General features: G+C 62.8%; 20 protein-coding genes and 1 pseudogene. 9 read left to right on the forward strand and 12 right to left on the reverse strand.

The features are described from left to right. The first annotated feature begins 218 nt into the window (after nucleotides 1-218). Complete coding sequence (locus KQH55_RS11605) at nucleotides 219-1,310, forward strand: SGNH/GDSL hydrolase family protein (protein ID WP_235091048.1); 1,092 nt, start codon at nucleotides 219-221, stop codon at nucleotides 1,308-1,310. Nucleotides 1,311-1,385: 75 nt separating this feature from the next. Here the strand turns inward: KQH55_RS11605 and KQH55_RS11610 are convergent, their stop codons facing one another. From KQH55_RS11610 to KQH55_RS11655, 10 genes and pseudogenes are all read right to left on the reverse strand, one after another. Next, entirely contained in the window at nucleotides 1,386-2,429 is a 1,044-nt protein-coding gene (locus KQH55_RS11610) for an L-threonylcarbamoyladenylate synthase (protein ID WP_235091128.1), read from the reverse strand. 74 nt (nucleotides 2,430-2,503) lie between these two features. After that, on the reverse strand, nucleotides 2,504-3,679 hold the full coding sequence (locus tag KQH55_RS11615; protein ID WP_076796169.1) for a 5-(carboxyamino)imidazole ribonucleotide synthase: 1,176 nt from the start codon (nucleotides 3,677-3,679) through the stop codon (nucleotides 2,504-2,506). Nucleotides 3,680-3,850: 171 nt separating this feature from the next. Next, entirely contained in the window at nucleotides 3,851-4,423 is a 573-nt protein-coding gene (gene purE / locus KQH55_RS11620; protein ID WP_235091051.1) for a 5-(carboxyamino)imidazole ribonucleotide mutase, read from the reverse strand. Nucleotides 4,424-4,435: 12 nt separating this feature from the next. Then, nucleotides 4,436-5,332, reverse strand: a complete 897-nt coding sequence (locus KQH55_RS11625; protein ID WP_235091054.1) for a phosphoribosylaminoimidazolesuccinocarboxamide synthase — start codon at nucleotides 5,330-5,332, stop codon at nucleotides 4,436-4,438. Nucleotides 5,333-5,453: 121 nt separating this feature from the next. Next, nucleotides 5,454-6,518, reverse strand: a complete 1,065-nt coding sequence (gene fba, locus KQH55_RS11630) for a class II fructose-bisphosphate aldolase (protein ID WP_076786154.1) — start codon at nucleotides 6,516-6,518, stop codon at nucleotides 5,454-5,456. 165 nt (nucleotides 6,519-6,683) lie between these two features. Next, a complete protein-coding gene (gene pyk / locus KQH55_RS11635) occupies nucleotides 6,684-8,120 on the reverse strand; it encodes a pyruvate kinase (RefSeq protein ID WP_076786153.1) in 1,437 nt (478 codons plus the stop codon). Between the two features lie 163 nt (nucleotides 8,121-8,283). After that, a complete protein-coding gene (locus tag KQH55_RS11640) occupies nucleotides 8,284-9,498 on the reverse strand; it encodes a phosphoglycerate kinase (RefSeq protein ID WP_235091057.1) in 1,215 nt (404 codons plus the stop codon). A 220-nt stretch (nucleotides 9,499-9,718) separates the two neighbouring features. Beyond that, nucleotides 9,719-11,224, reverse strand: a complete 1,506-nt coding sequence (locus KQH55_RS11645) for a glycosyltransferase family 39 protein (RefSeq protein WP_235091059.1) — start codon at nucleotides 11,222-11,224, stop codon at nucleotides 9,719-9,721. Between the two features lie 56 nt (nucleotides 11,225-11,280). Continuing rightward, nucleotides 11,281-12,213: a glycosyltransferase family 2 protein gene (locus tag KQH55_RS11650; RefSeq protein WP_076797267.1), complete on the reverse strand. Its 933-nt coding sequence runs from the start codon at nucleotides 12,211-12,213 to the stop codon at nucleotides 11,281-11,283. Nucleotides 12,214-12,920: 707 nt separating this feature from the next. Then, nucleotides 12,921-13,487 (reverse strand): annotated as a pseudogene (locus KQH55_RS11655) (AzlC family ABC transporter permease); the annotation flags it as partial. A gap of 267 nt (nucleotides 13,488-13,754) precedes the next feature. Between KQH55_RS11655 and KQH55_RS11660 the strand changes: the two are divergent. From KQH55_RS11660 to KQH55_RS11685, 6 genes are all read left to right on the forward strand, one after another. Beyond that, complete coding sequence (locus KQH55_RS11660; RefSeq protein ID WP_235091062.1) at nucleotides 13,755-14,675, forward strand: branched-chain amino acid transaminase; 921 nt, start codon at nucleotides 13,755-13,757, stop codon at nucleotides 14,673-14,675. A gap of 31 nt (nucleotides 14,676-14,706) precedes the next feature. Continuing rightward, nucleotides 14,707-14,901 carry a zinc-finger domain-containing protein gene (locus tag KQH55_RS11665; RefSeq protein ID WP_235091064.1) on the forward strand — a complete coding sequence of 65 codons (195 nt, stop codon included), beginning with the start codon at nucleotides 14,707-14,709 and terminating at the stop codon, nucleotides 14,899-14,901. 165 nt (nucleotides 14,902-15,066) lie between these two features. Continuing rightward, entirely contained in the window at nucleotides 15,067-16,092 is a 1,026-nt protein-coding gene (waaF, locus tag KQH55_RS11670) for a lipopolysaccharide heptosyltransferase II (RefSeq protein ID WP_076786148.1), read from the forward strand. Between the two features lie 74 nt (nucleotides 16,093-16,166). Beyond that, entirely contained in the window at nucleotides 16,167-16,613 is a 447-nt protein-coding gene (locus tag KQH55_RS11675) for a nuclear transport factor 2 family protein (protein ID WP_076786147.1), read from the forward strand. Beyond that, nucleotides 16,591-17,604 carry a hydrolase gene (locus KQH55_RS11680; protein WP_235091066.1) on the forward strand — a complete coding sequence of 338 codons (1,014 nt, stop codon included), beginning with the start codon at nucleotides 16,591-16,593 and terminating at the stop codon, nucleotides 17,602-17,604. The genes KQH55_RS11675 and KQH55_RS11680 overlap by 23 nt, the downstream gene beginning before the upstream one ends. Nucleotides 17,605-17,610: 6 nt before the next feature. Then, nucleotides 17,611-18,225 (forward strand): DUF2946 family protein, encoded by a 615-nt coding sequence (locus tag KQH55_RS11685; RefSeq protein ID WP_235091068.1) that lies wholly within the window; start codon nucleotides 17,611-17,613, stop codon nucleotides 18,223-18,225. A gap of 35 nt (nucleotides 18,226-18,260) precedes the next feature. On the opposite strand, the gene KQH55_RS11690 is transcribed toward KQH55_RS11685, so the two are convergent. Continuing rightward, a complete protein-coding gene (locus KQH55_RS11690; protein ID WP_076796184.1) occupies nucleotides 18,261-19,997 on the reverse strand; it encodes a M48 family metalloprotease in 1,737 nt (578 codons plus the stop codon). Between the two features lie 267 nt (nucleotides 19,998-20,264). Here KQH55_RS11690 and moaC point away from each other — a divergent pair, with 267 nt between their 5' ends. Next, the gene (moaC, locus tag KQH55_RS11695) at nucleotides 20,265-20,744 is read left to right on the forward strand and encodes a cyclic pyranopterin monophosphate synthase MoaC (RefSeq protein WP_076796186.1); all 480 of its coding nucleotides are present in this window, start codon (nucleotides 20,265-20,267) and stop codon (nucleotides 20,742-20,744) included. Between the two features lie 63 nt (nucleotides 20,745-20,807). Here moaC and KQH55_RS11700 read toward each other — a convergent pair whose 3' ends face one another. Beyond that, entirely contained in the window at nucleotides 20,808-22,613 is a 1,806-nt protein-coding gene (locus KQH55_RS11700) for a PglL family O-oligosaccharyltransferase (protein ID WP_235091070.1), read from the reverse strand. Between the two features lie 160 nt (nucleotides 22,614-22,773). Here KQH55_RS11700 and KQH55_RS11705 point away from each other — a divergent pair, with 160 nt between their 5' ends. Further along, nucleotides 22,774-23,352 (forward strand): pilin, encoded by a 579-nt coding sequence (locus KQH55_RS11705; protein ID WP_255763139.1) that lies wholly within the window; start codon nucleotides 22,774-22,776, stop codon nucleotides 23,350-23,352. Nucleotides 23,353-23,443 lie beyond the last annotated feature (91 nt).

Here is a 23,443-nt window from a genome sequence, read left to right on the forward strand (position 1 = left end):
CAGCAATGACAATGCACGAGCGGTGCCATGCCGCTCGAGACGAATATCGGAGGACGCGGATGCGATTCGACGCCATTGGGCTACTGCCAGCGCCCAGGTAACGTTTCGTTATCCGTATCGACATGATCCGCCGCGAGGTCGGCTTGGCAAGCGCGCGGCGTGCAGCCGCTTACGGCCTATCCGGCCTGGTAGCACAACCAACCGTACGAGGAGACTCAATGAAGAATCAGAAAAACACGTTGCAGCGCTTCGTGCGCACAGCGATCGCCTGTACCGTATTCGCGCTGCTCGCCGCGTGCGGCGCCGGCACCAGCGGCGACCCATCGACGCAGACTCCGGCGGGAGACATCCGGCTGCAAGTGGTCACGTTCGGCGACAGCCTGTCCGATGCCGGCACCTATGCGGTGACCAGCACGAGCGCTGCCGGCCCGCTCGCATTGGGCGGCGGCCGCTTCACGACAAATCCTGGGCAGGTGTGGGCGCAGAACGTCGCGCAATACTACGGCGATACGCTCACGCCGGCGTTCAACGCAGGCTTCGGCGTGCCGCTGACCGCGGCGGGCGGCTTGGATTACGCGCAAGGTGCGGCCACGGTCAATACCAGTGGTTCGACCACCAGCGCCAGCATGACGGCCGAGCCCGTCACTTGGCAGGTCAGCGCCTACTTGCAGGCGCACGGCAGCTTCAACAGCAAACAGTTAGTGCTCGTCGAGGCCGGGGCCAACGATGTGCTGGGCAACGCGCAAGCGCTGGCGGCCGGCCAGATCACGCAGGCCACGGCGATACAGAGCATCACGACGGCGGCCCTCACGCTCGCCCAGGTAGTCGGCCAGATCCTGCAGGCCGGCGCAACCAAGGTGGTCGTCGCGAATCTACCCAACATCGGCGTGACGCCGCTCGGTGTGTCCAGCGCCGATGGCGGCACCGGGCTCACGCAACTGTCGGCCGGCTTCAACACCGCGCTAAAGGCGGCGCTCACGCAAGGCGGCATCGGCCAGAAGGTGATCCAGCTCGACGTATTCTCGTGGATCACCAACCTAGCGGCCAATTACCGAGCCAATGGATTCAAGGTCGGCGCCAACGGCACCGCATGCAATTTGGCCCAAATGGTCGCGTCGGCGCAACAGGCCGGCGTGCCCAACCCGGCCTCGTACGGCACGTCGCTGCTGTGCGCGCCGGACAGCTACACCGAGCAGAACGCAGACCAGACCTATATGTTCGCCGACCAGATCCACCCGACGACCCGCACCCATCAGTTGTTCGCGCAATTCGCGCAGCAGCAGATCGCGGCGCACGGCATCGGCAAGTGATTGCCCGGTAACGCGCACAAGCCACGCATCGACAGCGATGGGGCGCCCGACCGGGCCACGCCCGCTCTGTTCGTGTCAGACGCCAGCTTCGAACGCCGCCGCCGCGCGCTGCAGCCGGTCGTTGACCGCTGCCCATTCCGCGGTGGCCGGCAATGGCTCGATGAAAATACGCAGCACGTTCGCGCCATCCAGTTCGCGCAGCATCCGGTACAGTTCGCGCGCATACACGTGCGGATCGTCGGGCGCGGCGACGAACTGCAAGTTGGGCCGCGCACGCAACGCCTCGGCTTGTGGCAGGCCGGCGCGCGCGATGACCGCCAGTCGTTCATGCGGCGCATGGGCGGCGACCTCGCACAGGATTGCTTCGAGCGGCAGCAACGCGAGCGGCGTACGCGGCGCATAGTGAGCTTTCAACGTGCCCGAGGCGCGCGGCACCGTGGCATCGCTGCCGTCGGGCAGCCGCGGCGGCGCGCCCAGCACGTCGGCGATCTGTTGCGGCGTGATCCGCCCAGGGCGCAGCAGCGCCGGAAAGTCACGCGACAGGTCGATGATCGTCGACTCGATGCCGACATCGCATGCGCCACCGTCCAGTACGTGCACGCTGTCGCCAAACTCGTCGCGTACATGCTGCGCGGTCGTCGGGCTCACATGGCCGAACTTGTTCGCGGACGGCGCCGCCACACCGCCGTGGCCGTGCTGCAAGTCGGAGAACGCGCGCAACAACGCCTGCGCCACCGGGTGCGACGGACATCGCAGCCCGATCGAGTCCTGCCCGCCGCTCACCGCATCCGGGATCGCGTCGGCCCGCTTCAGGATTAACGTTAATGGCCCGGGCCAAAATGCATCGATCAGGCGGCGCGCCTCCGAACCCAGCGTGCGGACCCAGCCACCGGGATCGTCACCTGGTGCCAAATGGACAATGACGGGATGAGTCGCGGGCCGCCCCTTAGCTGCGTAGATGCGCGCCACGGCCTGTGGATTGCGGGCATCCGCGCCTAACCCGTACACTGTCTCGGTCGGGAACGCAACTAGTTCGCCAGCGGCCAAGCGGCGTGCGGCGGCATCGATCAAGGCCAGTGCCGGCCACCCGTGCGTCGGCACGTCGCTGTCGGCAAACATCGGCGTTGGCGCATCACTGTCAGCAGACGTCGGCGTTGGCGCGCCACGCCCGTCGTTGCGTTGCCGGATACCATTCATTCGAGTCGGATATGCAAAAGGCGCGCGCAGTCGCGCGCGGCCGCCCGAGCTTCATCCAGCGTCAGCGCAGTCAGCGTCAGATGGCCCATCTTGCGCCCGACGCGGGCTTCCTCCTTCGCGTACAGGTGCAGGTGCGCACCCGGTATCGCGGCAACCTCGTGCCATGGCGGCACGCGCGGCGTCTTGTCGGCAAACCACACATCACCAAGCAAATTTAGCATGACCGCGGGCGAATGCTGGCGCGTGCAGCCCAGCGGCATGCCAGTCATTGCGCGTACCTGCTGCTCGAACTGGTTCGACACGCACGCGTCGATCGTATAGTGGCCGGAATTGTGCGGCCGAGGCGCCATTTCGTTGGCCACCAGCGAGCCGTCCTTCAACACGAAGAACTCCACGCACAGCACGCCGACATAGTCTAGTTGTGCAGCAATCGACAGCGCCGCAGCCTGCGCCCGCTCAATGAGCGCCGCATCCGCAACCGGCGCCGGCGAAATCGTCTGCGACAGAATGCCGTTAACATGGATATTCTGCGCGACTGGAAACACCACCGTCGTGCGGTCCGCGCCGCGCGCAACGATGGCCGAGATCTCGTACGCGAGCGGCAACCGTTGCTCGAGTACGCACGCGACGCCACCCAGCGCTGCATGCGCGGCGCGCACCTCGTCCGGGTTGCACACGCTCATTTGCCCCTTGCCATCGTAGCCGAGCCGCGCGGTCTTCAGGATGCCCGGCAGCACCGCCGCCAGGGCCTCGTCGGACAGGGCCTGCAGCGCGGCCGACGACTCGATCACCACGTGTGGCGCGACCAATACGCCGGCCTGCTCGATCCAGCGCTTTTCGGCGATACGATCCTGCGCGATGGCGACGCACTGCGCGGACGGACTCACGCAGGTGGTGCGTGCCAGCCAGTCTAGGCTGGCGGCTGGCACATTCTCGAACTCGGTCGACACCGCCGCGCACAGCCGCGCCATTTCAGCGAGCGCCTCGCGATCGTCATACGCGGCGCAAAGATGGCGATCAGCAACACCGCCCGCTGGACAGGTGATCTGCGGATCCAACACGGCGACACGGTAGCCCATCGCCTGCGCGGCAAAACAGAACATCCGGCCGAGTTGGCCGCCGCCGACTATGCCCAGCCATGCGCCCGGCATGATTGGCGCGCGTGGATACATCGGCGCGCCGAATGTGGGCGAGCCGGCACACGCTGTCGAGGATGAACCCGTGCCTACGGGTAAGTGAACATCTGTCATCTTGTCAGAATAATAAGGTCGGCGGCAGAGCCTCTGAGACACACAATTCAATGCCGAAGGCCGCCATGCCAGCGCATCGGCCCATGCGACGCGTCAATCCGCCGGCAGCACCATCGCCCGCGCGGCATCGTTCTGACGCACGCGGAACATTGCGAGTTTGGACGCGAAGCCGTCCGCGTCGACCGGCGCGCCGACACTGTCCGCGCTCGCGAGCAACGCAACGGCGAACAACGCGGCATTGGCCGCGCCGGCCTCACCGATCGCAAACGTCGCGACCGGCACGCCTTTGGGCATCTGCACGATCGAGTGCAACGAGTCCACGCCCCGCAGGTACTTGCTAGCCACCGGCACGCCGAGCACCGGCACCGTCGTCTTGGCCGCGAGCATGCCGGGCAGGTGTGCGGCGCCGCCCGCGCCCGCAATGATCGCGCGCAACCCACGCGAACGCGCTGCTTGCGCATAATCGAACATCTCATCGGGCATCCGGTGCGCGGACACGACGCGTGCCTCGTAGGGCACGCCGAACTCGCGCAGGATCGCCACGGCGTGCTGCATCGTGTCCCAGTCCGACGACGATCCCATCACCACGCCAACCAACGGGCTCGGGTGGCTGTGCGCACCGCCGGGCTGTACTGGCTGCTGTGCTTGCTGCTGAACTTCATTCATTGCGCGCTTCCGTTATCGATGCAGTGGCTGGCCCGTGAGCCGCTCGAGAGCTTCGCGGTATTTCGCCGCGGTTTTGTCGATCACCTCGTGCGGCAGCTTCGGCGCCGGCGGCGCCTTGTTCCACGGCTGCGCCTCCAGCCAGTCGCGCACGAACTGCTTGTCGAACGACGGCGGGTTGGTGCCGACCCGGTATTGGTCTGCAGGCCAGAATCGTGACGAGTCGGCGGTCAACACCTCGTCCATCAGGTACAGCTTGCCGTCGTCATCGAGCCCAAACTCGAACTTGGTGTCCGCGATGATGATCCCGCGCGTGGCCGCGTAGTCCGCGGCCGCCTTGTACAGCGAGATGCTGATGTCGCGAATGCGCGTAGCTAGCTCGGCGCCAATACGCTGCGCGACGTCAGCAAACGTGATGTTCTCGTCGTGATGACCGATGTCCGCTTTTGCCGCCGGCGTGAAGATCGGCTCCGGCAGCCGTTGCGCGTTCTGCAGGCCCGCCGGCAGCGCGACGCCGCACACCGAGCCGCTGGCCTGATAGTCCTTCCAGCCACTGCCGGTGAGGTAGCCGCGCACCACCGCCTCCACCAGGATCGGCTTCAGGCGCCGCACCACGACCGCGCGGCCGGCGACCTGCGGCACCTCGTCGGGCGCGACGACACTTTCCGGCGCCACGCCGGTCAAGTGGTTTGGCACCACGTGCGCAAGCTTGTCGAACCAGAAATTGGCCATTTGGTTCAGCACGCGCCCCTTGTCCGGAATCGGCTCGCCCATGATCACGTCGAACGCCGACAGGCGGTCGGTCGTCACGATCAGCAACTTGTCGTCGCCAACCGCGTAATTGTCGCGAACCTTGCCGCGTCCCAGTAGCGGCAGCGACTTCAGCGTGGATTCATAGAGCACAGAGGGCATCGTCGGGTCCCAGAAAGTGGAAAAGCCGTTCCACGGCAATGCGGGAACGGCGTGTATTGTAAACCGAGCGCAGCATGGCGCCGCGGGACCGGCAACACGCGCCGGCCCAGCTAGCGGCGAATCAGCGCACCACTTGCTTGAGCGCGCCCGACTTGTATTGCTCGGCGATCTTGTCCAGCGGCAACGGCTTGATCTTGCTGGCCTGCCCTTCGCAACCGAACTGCCGATAGCGCGCCAGGCACACCTTCTTAGCCGCTTCGCGCGCCGGCTTCAGATAGTCGCGCGGGTCGAACTTGCTCGGGTTCTCGACGAAATAGCGGCGGATCGCACCAGTGATCGCCAGCCGCAGGTCCGTATCGATATTGATCTTACGCACACCGTGCTTGATGCCTTCCTGGATTTCCTCGACCGGCACGCCATACGTTTCCTTCATGTCGCCGCCGAACTCGCGGATCTCCGCCAGCAGCTCCTGCGGCACCGACGACGAGCCGTGCATCACCAGGTGCGTGTTCGGGATCCGCGCATGGATTTCCTTAATCCGATCGATGGCCAGAATGTCGCCGGTCGGCTTCTTCGTAAACTTGTAAGCACCATGGGACGTACCGATCGCAATGGCCAGCGCATCGCACTGCGTCGCGCGCACAAAGTCGGCCGCCTGCTCGACGTCGGTGAGCAGTTGCTCGCGCGTCATCGTCCCTTCCGCACCGTGGCCGTCCTCCTTGTCGCCCTTCATCGTCTCGAGCGAACCGAGCACGCCGAGCTCGGCCTCGACCGTCACGCCGATCGCGTGCGAAAACTCGACCACTTGTCGCGACACCTCGACGTTGTACTCATAACTGGCAACCGTCTTGCCGTCAGCCTGCAGCGAGCCGTCCATCATCACACTGGTAAAGCCACTGCGGATCGCCGCCATGCAAACCGCCGGCGATTGCCCGTGGTCCTGGTGCATCACAATCGGCAGATGCGGATAGGACTCAACCGCCGCCTCGATCAGATGGCGTAGGAACGCTTCACCCGCATATTTGCGCGCCCCCGCCGACGCCTGCATGATCACCGGCGCATTTGCCTCGTCCGCGGCCGCCATGATCGCCTGCACCTGCTCGAGGTTGTTGACGTTGAACGCCGGCAATCCGTAGCCGTTTTCAGCCGCGTGATCCAACAGTTGACGCATCGATACGAGAGGCATGTTTCACTCCTTCAATGAGAATTCTTCCCGGCATTGGCCGCGCTACCGTGAGCCGCGCGCATCCGTGTTATGCCGTGCGCCGCGCGCTGCCTCAAATCGGGCGCTGTCGCGTCGGTCATTGACCATTATTGTACGTTGACTGGAACGCGCCCAGCGGTGAAAACCTCAGACAATGTCGCCCACCTTGACGATCTTCAGCGTATTGGTACCGCCCGCCTGTCCCATTGGCTCGCCCACGGTCAACACAACAATGTCGCCGCGCACTGCGTAACCGTTCCTCACTAGCAACTCGAGCGCCTGCTGTAGCGCCGTATCGCGGTCCAGGCTCGATTCCAGGTGCAGCGGCACCACATTGCGATACAACGCCATCATCCGCTCGCTGGCCACGCGTGGCGTCAACGCATAGATCGGCACATGCAGCCAATGCCGGCTCATCCATAACGCGGTCGCGCCCGACTCGGTCAGCGCAATAATTGCCTTGGCGCCAAGGTGGAACGCGGTGAACAGCGCTCCCATCGCAATCGATTGGTCGATGCGGGTGAACGTACGATCCAGGAAATCCTTGTCCAGCTCGACGTGCTCGGACTTTTCCGCCTCCACGCAGATGGCCGCCATCGTCTCGATGGTCTCGACCGGATACCGGCCAGCCGCAGTCTCCGCGGACAACATCACTGCATCGGTGCCATCCAGCACCGCGTTGGCTACGTCCGAGACTTCTGCCCGCGTCGGCACCGGGTTCTGGATCATCGACTCCATCATTTGCGTGGCGGTAATCACGGTCTTGTTCGCCTCCCGCGCCATCCGGATCATGCGCTTTTGCAGCGCCGGCACCGCCGCGTTACCGACCTCCACCGCCAAATCGCCGCGCGCCACCATGATGCCGTCCGATGCATCGAGGATCTCCTGCAATGCCGGGATCGCCTCGGCACGCTCGATTTTGGCGATCATCTTCGGCTTGTAGCCGTACGGTGCGCCGGCGATGTTCGCGAGCTGCCGCGCCATCTCCATGTCCGTCGCGTTTTTGGGAAACGACACGGCGACCAGATCTGCGCCGAGCGCCATGGCCGTACGTATATCCTCCATGTCCTTTGCCGTCAGTGCGGGAGCGGACAGACCACCGCCCTGCCGGTTGATCCCCTTATTGTTCGATAATTCACCGCCGACCTTCACGGTCGTGTGGATCTCCTCGCCAACCACCCGCTGCACGCTCAACACGATCAGGCCATCGTTAAGCAGTAGGACATCGCCGGCCTTCAAATCGCGCGGCAGGTCCTTATAGTCCAGGCCGACGCGCTCGTCGTTGCCCAGTTCGCACGCGGCATCCAGCACGAACGGCGCGCCAGCAGCGAGCGTCACACGGCCGTTCTCGAACTTGCCGACGCGGATTTTCGGGCCTTGCAGGTCCGCCATGATCGCCACTTCACGGCCCGCCTGTCGCGCAGCCTCCCGCACGAACTCGGCACGCTGACGATGATCGTCGGCGGTGCCATGCGAGAAATTCAGCCGCACAACATCCAGCCCCGCCGCGATCATCCGCGACAGGATATCTGGCGAGCTGGACGCGGGTCCAATGGTGGCGACAATCTTGGTAGCGCGATGCATGAGTCTCCTCGACTGGGTTAAAGCGCTGCTGCGGAGGCGATTGCCCGGAGCGAATGCGACACCGGCGCAACGCCGCTGCGCGCGGCCGGCCAAGCCAGGACAGCCGCGCCGCTATGCTGCGGTGTCGGCGGTGCGTTGCACAAGGTCGCGCGCCGTTGGCCGTTTATGCGCCGGCGTTACCGGTTTGCGCACGGCTTTGCAGCACCTCGACCGCAGGCAGCGTCTTGCCCTCGAGGAACTCGAGAAAGGCCCCTCCACCGGTCGAGATATAACTGACCTTGTCATGAATACCGTACTTCGCAATCGCCGCGAGCGTATCGCCGCCGCCGGCGATGGAGAACGCCTCCGACTTCGCGATGGCCTGTGCGAGCGTCTTCGTGCCGTTGCCAAACTGATCGAACTCGAACACGCCGACGGGCCCGTTCCACACGATTGTGCCGGCCTTTTCCAGTTGCACGGCCAGCGCGGCCGCGGTCTGCGGACCGATATCCAAGATCATGTCGTCGTCGGCCACCTCGCTTGCCGCCTTGGTCTGCGCGTGGGCATCCGACGCGAACGCCTTCGCAGTCACCACGTCGGTCGGAATCGGCACCGACGCCCCGCGCGCGTTCGCCGCGTCGATGATCGCTTTGCCCTCACCGACTAAATCCACTTCGGCCAGCGATTTGCCGATTGGCAGCCCGGCGGCCAGCATGAACGTGTTCGCGATGCCGCCACCTACGATCAGTTGGTCGACCTTCTCGGCAAGCGACTTTAGGATTGTCAGCTTCGTTGACACCTTCGAGCCCGCCACGATCGCCACGAGCGGACGTTTCGGGTTGCCGAGCGCTTTGCCCAGCGCATCGAGTTCCGCCGCGAGCAGTGGACCGGCACACGCGATTTTCGCGTACTTCGCGATCCCGTGCGTGGTCGCCTCCGCGCGGTGCGCGGTGCCAAACGCGTCATTGACATAGACGTCGCACAGCGCGGCCATCTTTTGCGCAAGCTCGTCCGAATTCTTTTTCTCACCCGGGTTGACGCGGCAATTCTCGAGCAGCACGACATTGCCGGGCGCCACGCTCACACCACGCTCAACCCAGTTAGCCACCAGCGGCACGTCGCGGCCGAGCAACTCGCCCAGGCGCTTGGCCACGGGTGCGAGAGAGTCTTCCGACTTGAACTGCCCTTCGGTGGGCCGGCCCAAGTGCGATGTCACCATCACCGCTGCGCCGGCATCGAGCGCCTCACGGATCGCCGGGACCGACGCGCGAATGCGGGTGTCCTCGGTGATGTGGCCGGCATCGTCTTGTGGCACGTTCAGGTCGGCACGGATGAACACACGCTGGCCGCGGAGCTTTCCGTCCGCGATGAGGTCGGTCAAACGCAGAACTTGAGTCATGAGGTTGGCTTGACGGAGTTGAGGAAAGGGTAAAGCCGCAGCGCGATGGCCGCTGCCTGCCGCTCAGATGACGCATTTGCACGCGATGGTCCATTTTAACGCATCGCATGGTGACGCAATGCCACAGCGACCAAGTGTATTGCGCTTACACTGCGCACAACGTAGTGCTTGCGGGCATGAAGGCGATGCGCTCAACCCACCAAACAATGTCGATGCGTCTTTATAGGCGGGGCGGCATTAAAAAGAGCTGGTATCTGCGCGCCGGTAGTGTCATACCCCAAGCCCGCTTTTGCACCTCGCATAATGTTGGCGACACTGCGCTAATCGAGCTTGCGGCAGCGATGCAATCACGGTCGCCGTCCCGGCAAACGAGAAGGGCGCCCTGACGCGCCACATCAGTGGCGCTTACCCACGGTGTGTCATGGGGGTGACGGAAGTCCCAAAAACGTGTGCGTCCACGACCATAAAATGCAATCGATTGCGCTTCATGGACTGCTCCGCCTACTATCGGGACATCCCCACCCATCCGCTGGCGCCAAAGATCGCTTGCAGCAACCGCAAGCTCAGCCCGCGGCTCGCCCCCCCCTTCTGTATTGCGCTTCGCAGCCAGCCATCCGACAATAGGCGCTATCGTCAGTACGATCAGCCAGTAGGTCAACATCACCCGCGGTACGCGCTCCAGCGTTATCTCGAATCCGTCACGACGAAGTACCATCAGCCAAAACGGAACGATAGCGAACCACTGAGCCATGCCCCATACGGAGGCCATCTGCGTTTTCGCCACCACTGCTATCGCCCCCACAACAATAAGCGGGCCTGCGACTAGCCACCAAAGGCCAGCATGCCTGGAAGGCGTGACACAACTGCGCGCCATCGCGAGAGCCGCCTGCCGCCAGCGTGCCCCGGCCAATAAAATAACAAAGCAGAAACTTGGTAAAAGATAGCCTAATTGCGCAGCCGTGTAGGTACAAAAACGCGCGATAGCATCTCCCAGCGTTCCGCCCGCACGGTTTTGCGCGTAATGGAGTGTTGGAAAATCATTGACCACGAGCCAGTGAAGATGAGGTAGCACGACGACTGCTGCAGTGCCTGCTACCAGCCACGAGCGCCAACTCAACAAAGTGGCGCGCCAAGCCGGATACACAAATGCGACAATGCATAACGCTATGAGCAATACCGCTGAAAAGTACTTACCCAGCATCGATACACCGGAAAGTACACCAAGCGCAATCGCGCAGCCCACGCGGCGATTTTGCATAAAGCAGACAAAAAAATATGCAGTCCACGGCCAAAGCGACAATAAAACTGCATTAGCATTGAACTTGATCGCAAGATTTGAGTACAGTGGGGAGACCGCCATTGCCAATCCTGCCAAGACAGCGAGCCGCGCTGGCAAGAAGCGCTTGGCAAGAGCCACGATACCAAGCAAGCCCACCATTACGTTAAGCGACGACAGAGAGAAGTACGCAATATCAGTATGAGGGAAAACGCGAAACCACGCTGCAGTAATCCATGCAAACAATGGGGGATGCTTTGAATAGCCGGCTTGCCATTCTATGCCCCACACGTAGTTCTCGACCATGTCACCCTGCCTGTCAAGGTTACCCCATGACAGCCATGCGGCGAATGTCCATACAGCCGCGTGTATCGGTAACAACCAGAGCATGCGCAAATCGCAATCCACGCCGCCCTTCTTTTTCATATCAATACCAGTTTTGTAGAACAAAGCTAATTTGAAATTGAGTTTCAGAATAAATTTTTACTGCGATGAACCATGCACGCTTAACGATAGATTTTCCGGACAATATACGCAGGCCTTCTTTTGGCTTCCATATATATGCGTCCCACGTACTCGCCTATCATACCAATCCCTATCAATTGAATCCCACCCAGAAAAAGCACGACAGTAATGATCGATGCATAGCCCGGCACATCGACTCCCCGCAACAGCGTGCGCATAATTAAATACGTGGCATAAAAAAGGGCCAGCCCTGCAACAGTGCCACCAATATACGTCCACATCCGCAGCGGTAACGTTCCAAAACTGGTCAGTCCTTCGAGAGCCAAATTCCACAACTTCCAGGCAGAAAACTTTGATTTGCCGCCCGCCCTTGAGTGACGAACATAGTCAACCACACTCGTGCGGAACCCAACCCATGCAAACAATCCCTTCATAAACCGCCGGTTTTCAGGCAATCGCTTCAGCGCTTCCACTACATTGCGGGACATCAACCTGAAGTCACCCGTATTTTCGGGAATTGCTGTGTCGGAGATTGCATTATGTAGTCGATAAAAAAGCTTGGCGGCCCCTCGTTTGGCATAGGTATCTGTGTGCCGCTTCACACGTCTGGCCAATACCACATCGAAACCCTCCCGCCATCGCGCCACCAACTGGTGAATAACCTCCGGCGGATCTTGCAGATCCGCGTCAAACGGGATGACCGCCGCGCCTCGAGCCTCATGGATACCGGCTGTTAACGCCGCCTCCTTGCCAAAATTGCGCGACAATTCAACGATACAAATGTGCTGATCGCTCGCGCGCGCAGTCAACAGTTTCTGCTGTGTAGAATCGATACTACCATCGTTGACACAAATAACTTCATAGTGCGCTTTGGGCAGGCTGCGCAGCACCGGCAAGACGGCGCGAAAGAACGGTTCGACCACCAGCTCTTCGTTGTAAAACGGCACAACGAGCGAAACCAAAGGGTACTTCATAGCCGCCTGAGATTCGGCATCCTCTTCTACGCTGCTGCCCGCCGGCGCCAAGCCATGTCGAACATGGCAACAATGTGGACAGACACACTGCACTGCCGCGGGCAAGCCGTTTAGCGACGGATTGCCACCATGCTGCCTGTCACCAGCAGTGTCACACTGCCACGAAGTTTCATCGATGGGAGCGGTAAACCGTTGCAATACGTACTCTCCAAGCCTATTATTCAAAAAAGCCTAACAACATGCACCGGACACGGGGATTAACCGGCAAAACGACGCACATTCCCGCGCTCATTAGATTGTCAAGCAACTATAGCCGACACTTCAAAAACCGACACTTAAAAATAGTGTGTCACCCAACGATCGGGAGCATGTTACCTGACCAACAGGTAGCTTCCCTATAACCTTTTATGCCAGGGTTACAAATATGGACTGCCCGCTCCCCCGGACTGTTAGCCACACCCGTTTACCGGCGCGCAAGCCTTGCCATCAAAGCCGATGCACTGACCGCCCAGCATCGCATGGTCGCTTTACCGCACGCGCAACTAGTAGAACAACCAATCGTTTAGTGTAAGGGGCTGCGAACCGTATGATGCATGTCGCCCCAGTCGATTAAAATATTATCGCACAAGGTACACGACACTCCAGCAACAACGTCCGCTTACCAGCTCTACACGACATTTTGCAGAACAAATCAGTTACTGGCGGATTCTGACAACAATCGCCGACACCATGATCGGCACCAGCGCCAGCGTGCCGACCAGAGGCTCAATCCCCAATCGCCTGGGAAAAGGCGTGCGGACAGGATGCCGACGATCGACGATGTCTGCCACTGGGCCCAGCTCGATGCCGCCATGCCCCAGAAAAACGGCTCTTTCCCGAGTTCATAGCTTGGCTTGAATCCGCGTGCCTGAAACAGCAGGTAAATCACGTCGCCGTTGAAATAGCCCATCAGCAAACGGCGCGGCCTTGACAGGTACGAAAATGGGCGCCAAGCCGGCACTAAACACGATAAACCACGTATTGACCATTGCCGCGGTCAGCAGCACGGTCCACATCGGCAGCTTCGCGGCGAGCAGCGGCAACACGGCCAGTTGCGAGGAACCGGCATACACGAGCAGCGACATCCCGAGGGCTTGCGGCGCGGTCAGCACCGACTTGCTCATCGCGATGCCGGTCACTAGCCCCCAGGAGAACATCGCGGCAACGGTCGGCGCATAGGTGCGCACGCCATCGACAAAGGCGCGGCGATCGACATCGGATAAACGCTGGAACATGGCAGCAACGGTCAATTTTGCGCTGTATTCAGCCTCGCTTGCGATGAATAAAGCGTACCGCAAAGAGGAATTGACGATTAACTGACGGATCCCGAAACGCCGGCGTGTGCCGCGCGCGGCCCGCCGCGAGAAACGACGGCAGGCCGCTGCAAGCTGTACGCCGTATGCGCGTCGGGGTTCGAATTGGCGCTAAAATAACGTCCTTTGGCTGAGCCGTTGCACGTTCCGTGCGGGCGGCCAATGACAGACACCGCGAGGAGAATCCCTATGTCAATGGCCGACCGCGATGGCAAAATCTGGATGGACGGCAAGCTGATCGACTGGCGCGACGCGAAGATCCATGTGCTGACGCACACGTTGCACTACGGAATGGGCGTATTCGAAGGGGTGCGCGCGTACCAGACCCGCGAGGGCACCGCGATCTTCCGGTTGAAGGAGCATACGAGGCGCCTGTTCAACTCGGCAAAGATCTTCCAGATGGGCGTGCCGTTCGACCAGGAAACGATTATCGCCGCGCAGCGCGACGTCGTGCAGGAAAACAAACTCCAGTCGTGTTACCTGCGCCCGATCATCTGGGTCGGCTCCGAGAAGCTCGGCGTGTCGGCGACAGGCAACACGATCCATGTCGCAATCGCAGCATGGCCGTGGGGCGCCTACCTCGGCGACGAAGGGCTGTCCAACGGCATTCGCGTGAAGACCTCGTCGTTCACGCGCCACCACGTCAACGTGTCGATGGTGCGCGCCAAGGCGTCGGGCTGGTACGTGAACTCGATCCTCGCCAACCAGGAGGCGATCGCCGACGGCTACGACGAGGCGCTGCTGCTGGACGTGGACGGCTACGTGTCCGAGGGCTCCGGCGAAAACTTCTTCCTCGTCAACAATGGCAAGCTGTATACGCCGGACCTGTCGTCGTGCCTAGACGGCATCACGCGCGACACGATCATCACGCTGGCGAAAGACTTCGGCATCGAAGTCATTGAGAAGCGCATCACGCGGGACGAGGTGTATACCGCGGACGAGGCGTTCTTCACCGGAACCGCGGCCGAAGTCACGCCAATCCGCGAACTGGATAACCGCCCGATCGGCACCGGCCGCCGCGGACCGGTCACCGAAAAGCTCCAATCTGCATTCTTCGATATCGTGTCGGGGAAAAACAAACAGTACGCGCACTGGCTGACCCAGATCTGAACCTGCCTCTTTGAAACCCAAGATCGACCCTATGAGCGAACTGAAGGAAATGCCGCTGATCGAACTCAGCGTGAAGGACGTCCCCGCCTATTGCCCGAACCCGGCGATGCCCCGCTGGAGCGCGCATCCGCGTATTTTCATCGACGTCACGCACGGCGAGGCCCGGTGCCCTTACTGCGGCACGCGCTACAAGCTGCGCGACGGCGAGGTGCTCAAGGGCCATTAAGTCCAGCGCCACGCACCGGCGCAGGCTGATCGTGAAAGCTGTCGCACCACGGTGCGACAGCTTTCGCGCGCAGCGTCTCCGTGTTGCTTCCCCCGTAATCGACCCGCTTCCGGCGCTCCAGGTGAGAGCCGGCCGAAGCGCTTTTTGACTGGAATTTCTGACCCGATGCGCCGTGCGCTCATAATCGCGCCCAATTGGATTGGCGACGCGTTGATGGCTCAGCCATTGTTCGCGCTAATCAAGCGGCTGCACCCGCGGATCGTCCTCGATGCCGTCGCGCCCGCGTGGGTGGCGCCGGTGCTCGCACGAATGCCGGAGATCCGCGAGATCCATTCGACTGACCTTGAACACGGCAAGCTGCAGCTATGGCAGCGGTGGCAATTGGCCAGCGACCTGCGTGAAGCCGGCTATGACGCAGCCTACGTGTTACCGAACTCGCTGAAATCGGCACTGATTCCATGGCTTGCCGGCATCCCGCTGCGCATCGGCTATACCGGCGAGAGCCGCTATATGCTGCTGAACGTGCGGCATCCGAATCCGCCGAAGGGCGAGCGAGCGCCGATGGTGCCGCATTACGCGGCGCTCGCCTACGCGCCGGGCGCCAAGCTGCCGGCCGACTTGCCGCCGCCGCGGCTGGAAATTGACTTGAACGAGCCGGTGCGCGTGTCACACCGGTTTAATCTCGACACGCGGGTGCCACTGATCGCGTTCTGTCCCGGCGCCGAATACGGGCCGGCCAAGCGCTGGCCGCCGGAGCACTTCGCGGCGCTGGCTCGGATGATCGGCCAGTCATTTCCGTACACGCAGATCGTCGCACTGGGCTCGCCCAAGGACAGCGCGGTCGCTCAGGCCATCGCGGAACGCGCCCCGAACGTGCGCAACCTGTGCGGCCAAACGTCGCTTGGCGAAGCCTGTGCACTGATCACGCGCGCGAGCGCGGTGGTGACCAACGATTCCGGCTTGATGCATGTGGCCGCGGCATTGCGCCGACCGCTCGTCGCGCTCTACGGATCGACCGACCCGCGACATACCCCCCCCCTGTCCGAGCTTGCGAAGGTACAATGGCTGCATCTCGAGTGCAGCCCGTGCTTCGCGCGCGAGTGCCCGCTCGGTCACCTGAAGTGCCTGCGCGAACTGTCTGCCGAACAGGTGTTCGGCGACCTGCGCGGGATGCTGATCGCCAACCGCTGAGCTGTGTCGGGGCGCGCCACGCTTGCCGCGCAAAACGAGCGCCCCGCCAGAACCGAACCTATCATCGACGCGCCATGCCACGTTTCGCCCGCCTTTTCGACGCCGCCGCCGACGCGCTCAACGCGTACTACCAAGCTATTGCCGACGCGAACCTGGATCATGCGATGAGCCTGTGGATTGACGAGGAATTCGCCAGCTGCATCTGCGCGGACGGCACGCACATGCACGGCCTTGGCGAAATCCGCGGTGGGCTGGCGAAGCAGTTCGAAGCGGCACGCGTGACGATCGAGCCGGTCGACATCCGCATACACGACAGCCTGAGCACCGTGGTCTACGCAATCGCTGAGGCACACCGTCCGGTCGACCAGACCGAGCCCGCGACGATGGTGTTCTCGACCTACGTGCTCGTGCATGAGCGCGGCGAATGGCGGATCGCCCATATCCACGCGAGCCCGATGCCGGACAAGGCTGCCGGCCAGTTCGCCGCGAAGATGCGCCATGGACAGGGTTCGCTACACTGAACGCTCGTCAGGCGCGGCCCACATCGATTTGATCTACCGGCCGCCCCGCTGGCTACCCAATGCTCATATCCAAACGATCGTGCCGGCGCTGCTCGCACGCGCGCCACGAGTCGCCTACCGGCGCGAGCGATGGACCACACCAGATGGCGATTTCATCGAGTTGGATTGGCTCGATACCGCCGAGCAGGCGCCAGATGCGCCACTCGTCGTGCTGTTTCACGGCCTGGAGGGCAGTTCTGGCAGCCATTACGCACGCACATTGATGGCGGCCGTCGCACTGCAGGGCTGGCGCGGCGTGGTCCCGCATTTCCGCAGTTGCAGCGGCCCGATCAATCTGGCGCCGCGTTTCTACCATCTGGGCGACAGCGCCGAAATGGACTGGATTCTGCACCGTCTGCACGACGCGCACGCGGGCCCGCTGCTCGTTGCCGGCGTGTCGCTGGGCGGCAACGTGCTGCTGCGCTGGCTCGGCGAACGGCGTGAGGACGCTGGCAGACTGGTCGATGCTGCGGCGGCCATCAGTGCGCCGCTGGACCCGAGCGTAGGCGGCGTTGCGCTGTCCAGCGGCTTCAACCTTCTGTACACGCGTAATTTCCTGCGCACGCTCAAGCGCAAGGCCGTCATCAAGGCGCAACAATACCCTGGCTTGTTCGACGTCACCGCCGCGCTGCAGGCGCGCGACTTCCGGGCGTTCGACGATATCGTCACCGCCCCGCTGCACGGCTTTGGGGACGTGGACGACTACTGGAAGCGCTCGGCGTCTAAGCCGCTGCTGTGCGAAATCACAGTGCCAACGCTGCTGCTCAACGCGCGCAACGACCCATTCCTGCCCGCGCATGCGCTACCGGCAGCGCGCGACGTGTCGGCGGCCGTCGAACTGGCGCAACCCGAATACGGCGGCCATGTCGGTTTCATGACGGGGCCGTTCCCAGGACGCATCGAGTGGCTGGCACGGCGCGTGCTGGGCTACTTTCAACCCTACGCTCGGTGACTCGCGATGGATGACATCGTCAAGAAAGCACTGGCCAAATGGCCCAACGTCTCACACTGCACCGGCTGGCTGCTGCTGGACAGACGCGGCAACTGGCGCATGCGCGATGAGGCAGCACAGTCGGGCGGCGAGCTGGGCACGCCGATCCGGCACCCGGCGCTGCTCGGCTTTATCAATCGCAACTACCAAGGCGACAAAGACGGCCAGTGGTACTTCCAGAACGGGCCGCAGCGAGTCTACGTCGAACTGGCGTACACGCCGTACGTTGTCAGGATGTCCAAGCACGAGGATTTGTCTGAAGCATTGCATGGTGACGTCCTGACGCTGTGCGACCATACCGGGGCACCGTTCGTGCCTTGCGCGTGCTACCTCGACGATGCCGGCGGCGTATTGTTCGTCGATGATGGCGCGCCTGCCCGGGTCGCGGTATTGCACGATTACGACCTAGCGCTCTTCTCCGAGCACATCGATTTCGATGACGACGGGCAGCCGCATACGTTCGTCTGGCGTCCGCATGAGCCGTTGCGGATCCAGCCCATTGACCGCGTTGATGTGCCGGTGCGCTTTCATTTCGAGCCTAGCCCCGCCGCCGTCGCGGCAGCGCGCATGCCAACTCCGTAGCGTGAGCGTGCGGCACGACGGCCCCCGTGGACCCGCTATCCGCGATGCTTGTCGTCGTCCCGCTCTTCCCGATAGCGCTCCTCGAATTCCCGCAGCCGCGCGGCGATCGCCGACATGTCGTAGTATGACGCACCGCGCGTATCGCGCGCCTGCCTGAGCTGGCGGATCGCCGATGGCCACGCGCCGTCGAGCGCCAACGTCTCTGCTTGCGCGCGGCGCTGCTGGACCGTGTCACCCAGTGCGGCACTCGCTTGCGCCAGATAGCGCCACCATTCACTGCGCTGCGGCTCCGCGGCTGCCTGCGCCCGTGCCAGCGCCTGCGCATCGGCGTACCGGCGCGCGGCGATCATCGCCTGCAAATACGCGTCGATCGCCGCGTGCGAAGCCGGATTGCGGCGCCGCGCCAGTTGGGCGTCGCGCAACGCATCGTCCAGCCGTCCGGCGCGGCGGGCGATTTCCGAGCCCAGCACATCCAGGCTGACCGTGGACGGCATGCCATCCGGCTGCGCCGACTGCAATGCGCCGAATGCCGCCCGCGCGCGCCGCAACGAAGCCTGCGCGGCCGCATAGTGCGCTTGCAGCATTTGCGCCAGCGCAATGCCATACCAGTTCGCCGCCACACTCGGCGCGGTCTGGTCATCGATCTCCGCCCGCAAGCGCTGCTCGATAACCGCAAGGTCGCTTGCCGACTTGTTCTGCAACACCCGCACGCGTGCCCGCACGAATACGTACTCTGGCGACTGCCGCGGCTGGCGATACGCTGCATTGCGGGCCCGGTCTGCCATATCGGCGATCCGCTCCCCGGTCAGGGGGTGCGTTCGCGCATAGGGCGGCACGCCAACATTCGCGACCGTACCCCGCTCCATGCGCTCGAAGAATGATGGCATTCCATACGGATCAAAGCCCGCGCCTTTCAGCATCATAAAGCCGACGCGATCCGCCTCGCGCTCGGCGGTGCGTGAAAACCGCAACTGATTGTCGATGGCGAACGCCTGTCCCCCGATCGCCACCGCCGAACCCAGATCCGCGCTGTGAGCCAACGCGCCAGCAAGCAAGCCAAACAGCATGCCGGCGATCGCCGCATAGCTGTTGCGCTCGCTGACCGTGATCATCCGCGCGATATGCCGTTGCAGCACGTGACCCATCTCGTGGCCGACTACCGACGCCAGCTCCGATTCGGTGCGTGTCGCGACGATCAAGCCCGTATTCATCCCGATGAAGCCGCCCGGCATCGAGAACGCATTGATCTGCATGTCGCGCACTGAGAACAGGTCGAAATCCGGCACGTAGCCACCGATGTAGCGCTCGCGGGCCGCGGCCGCGAGACGTGAGGCGACCGAGTTCAAATAGTCCCGCACCAGCCAGTCGTCCAGGTAATCGGGATCATGCCGCACCGCACGCATCACCCGCTCGCCAAGCTTGCGCTCCGCCTGCGGCGACAACGAGCCGCCTGAGCCGTCGCCAAGGCTGGGCAGCGAGTGCCCGTCCGGTCCATGGGACGCATCGGTGAACCTCGACGTACCCGGACGCTCGATGCTGCTCGCATTGCCGCGATACACGCCGAAGACATCGCTCAGCGAATCGGAATAGCGCGGATCATATTGCCTAACATCCCGGCCCGTTGCGCTGACCACCGGAATCGCCGGCGTGCCGGTAGACACCCGCACGCCGGCCTGCACGGTGTCGGGCGCGCCGGATAGCTGGGCGCTTGGCAGCCGCGGCCAAACCAGCGCAACGATGACGGACAACGCAATAAGACGTTTGATTTGCATGACTCGGTCAGGACATCCCGGCACACGACTGTGCAACGGCAGCACCCGTTCAGCCACCGCACCACCGTGAGTACACGTAGGCGTGGGCGCCGCAGTGCTCGTACGCGCCCACGCGTGCCACTGCTATGATACCGGGATGGCTGCGGGCCTCGGTGAATCGCTATTGCACGCTGATGCGCCGCGGACCGGGCCAGCCTCCCGCGGACCGGCAAGCCCCCGCAAGCTGCACAACGCCGCTTCCGGCAACGATATCGTGCCATCACTATCATGTCAGAACTTACCCATTTCGATGCATCCGGCCAGGCGCAGATGGTCAACGTCGGCGACAAAGATGCAACCCGCCGTGTCGCGATTGCGCGTGGCACGATCGCGATGCGCGCCGAAACACTGGCGCTCATCCGCGAGGGCCGCGCCGCCAAGGGCGATGTGCTGGGCGTCGCGCGTATCGCGGCGATCCAAGGCGCCAAGCGCACATCCGACTTGATTCCCCTGTGCCACCCGCTCGCGCTGACCCGCGTGAGCGTCGATTTCACCCTAGACGAAACGCCAGCGGCCGTGCACTGCACCGTCCGCGTCGAGACGATCGGCCGCACCGGCGTCGAAATGGAAGCGCTCACGGCGGTGCAGATCGGCCTGCTGACCGTCTACGACATGTGCAAGGCCGTGGATCGCGGCATGACGATTACCGATGTAAAGCTGCTCGAGAAACACGGCGGCAAGTCCGGGGATTGGGTAGCGGGGGAATAGGTACGGCCGGAACCACGGGGGTTACCCACGGGTCCCGCGCTAGATCAAAACCGGCGAAGCCGATCATTCCCCACCGTCTTCGTCGTCCTCCGGCGGCGCCACCGGCACGATCCCATAGCGGGCGACAAGCGTCTGCTTGAATGGCGCAAGCACACTGCCGGCATCGTCACACGCGCGATACACCGCAGCAAGCTGCATCGGCCAATCCTTCAACATGTCCGCAAATACTTTCAGCCGACGCATGGTCTGCAACGCGCCATCGGTATCGCCAGCGATCGCCTGCAGCACCGCGTACCGCCGCACCACGGTTTCTCCAGGCAATAGGGCCATCGCCTGGCGGTGCATCGCCAGCTTCTTGTCGAGATCGGTCTTATCCAATGGCAACAATGTCGCGAAACCATATTCGCCCCATGCGGAAAACAGCACCGCCGGATCGGCCCGGTATTGCTCATAGGGATTGGAGCCGTAGTACAGCACTTCCGAGCGCGCATAGTCGCGCTGGATTGGGTACAATGCGACGAGGCCGGCAAGTACCAGCGCGCCCTGCCCTCCCCGAGCGGCTGCGGGCGCCGCCCGCAGCGGTGCGGTCTCCAGCAGTCCAATCACGAACCACGCCGGCAGTAGGAAGAACATGTACTGCTGTGGATACTCGACCAGCGCGTGCATCAACAGGATGCCGATCAGCGCGATGCCGAATACCCGTTCGACCCGCTCACCACCACGCAGAACGCGCACGCACCACAGCAGCAGTCCCACCACGACGATCGTCAGTCCGAGTACACCGGTCTTAGCCAGCAGGTCGATCACGATGTTATGGGAATTGTTCGCAATCTCGACGTTGCCGAGCTTGTTGACGAGTTCATATTGAATGCGTGGAAATTCGCCCCAGCCAACGCCAAACCATGGGTGCATCTCGAACATCGCGAGCCCATATTTCCAGAGCGCCAACCGCGGCGCAATCTGGCCGGCATCCTGAAACCGTTCGGCAGCGGACTGACCCAGATTCAGGCCGAAAGACACATTGGCCCAGCGCGTCGCGATATTGACGGCGACGAAAATGACCAGCAGCAACACCGGCGTCGCCCAGTCGCGCAGCGAACGCCGGGTGTCGTGGCGTCCGCCATAGGACGTTACGCGATTGCGATGCGCCTCGAACGCCATCCATACTCCCGCCAGCACGATGACGCCGGTCTGCAACCAAGGGCCACGCGAGACCGTCAATGCCTGACCGGCGGTATAGACCACCGACAACATGATCCATACTGGGTAACGTAACCGTCGCTGCTGAACCAGATACAGCGCCGCGGCCAGCGCAAACGCGATGTACGTGGCCAAATGGTTCGCCTGCGCCATGTTGCCGAACGGCCGCCGCCCTATCTGCACGTTGTAGCTGACCACGAAGGGCGCCACGCGGTTTTCCAAATGAAACAATTGGACGAATTGACAAAACACCGCGAATACGCCACCTGCCAGCAGCGCGTACGCCATCACATTGAACGCGCGTTGCATCGAACCCAGGCGACTGACCCAGTACCCCGTCTGCGTCGCCATCAACGCGGCGAGCAGAAACCCGCCACCGAGCAGATTCATCGATGGCTGAACGGTATCGATGATGAACGGCTGCGCGAATAACAACGCGCCGAACAGCAGCGGCACGAGCGCCACCCGCGGCGCACCGATCGCCACACGCTCGCCGGACACAAACACCCATGCGAAGACCGATCCCCCGACCAGCAAGTACAACGCAAGCGCCAAGTACTCGGCGTAGAAGGTCGGAATCGGATACGTATGTAACGTGACCGCGTACGGCAGGATCCAGGCCAGGATAAGAAAGACAAACGTCAGCAATTGCGGCAACGATACGGGCATGGCGGATCGGACTCGGGGAAACCGGCGCACTATACAAAAATTCCGCACCGCTGTGGCGATGCATTGGCTATTTAGCTGACTGCAGCTGACTCGTCCTGTTGCGCAGAATGCCTCAAACCGCATTCGATTCCCGAAGCGGCCTCTTGTGAGGAGCGCACCGATGACTGCATCGACCCGCCAGAAGCCCGACGATTCTTCCCGCACCACGGCACGGGCACCGACACCGTCGTGCGCGGCATTCACGCTGGTGGAACTCATGATCGTACTGGCAATCGTTGGCGTCATCGCGTCATTTGCGCTACCGGCGTACCGCGACTATCTGACTCGCAGCCGAGTCGGCGAGGGCCTATCGCTGGCTGCGCCGGCGCGGCTGGCCGTGGCAGAAAACGCCGTAGCGGGCGCGCAACGGCTCGGCAGCGGCTATGCACGACCGCCGGCGACGCGCAACGTGGAGTCGATTGACATCGACGACAAAACAGGGGCCATCACGATCAGCTATACATCGCTGGTCGCACCATCCGGCGAGAACACGCTCGTGCTGGTGCCGTCGACATCCGACGATCCGGACGCACCCCATGCACAAGTATCCGTCAGCAGCAACCGCAGCAGCACAGGCACACTGACTTGGGAGTGCTTCGCCGCCGGCAAGACCACTTCGTCGCTCCCGATTCCCGGGCCAGTGCCGGACCCGAGGCCGACGCTGCCGGACCGTTTTGCGCCGCCGGAGTGCCGTGCGTGAGCCTCATCCAGATTCGCGTGTCGCGGCGCATCGGCATGCTGGGCGTGGCGGCATTGCAGTGTCGCCATCGGCATACTGGGCATGGCGGCAT

The organism is Mycetohabitans sp. B3 (assembly GCF_021498065.1).
Classification (GTDB): Bacteria; Pseudomonadota; Gammaproteobacteria; order Burkholderiales; family Burkholderiaceae; genus Mycetohabitans.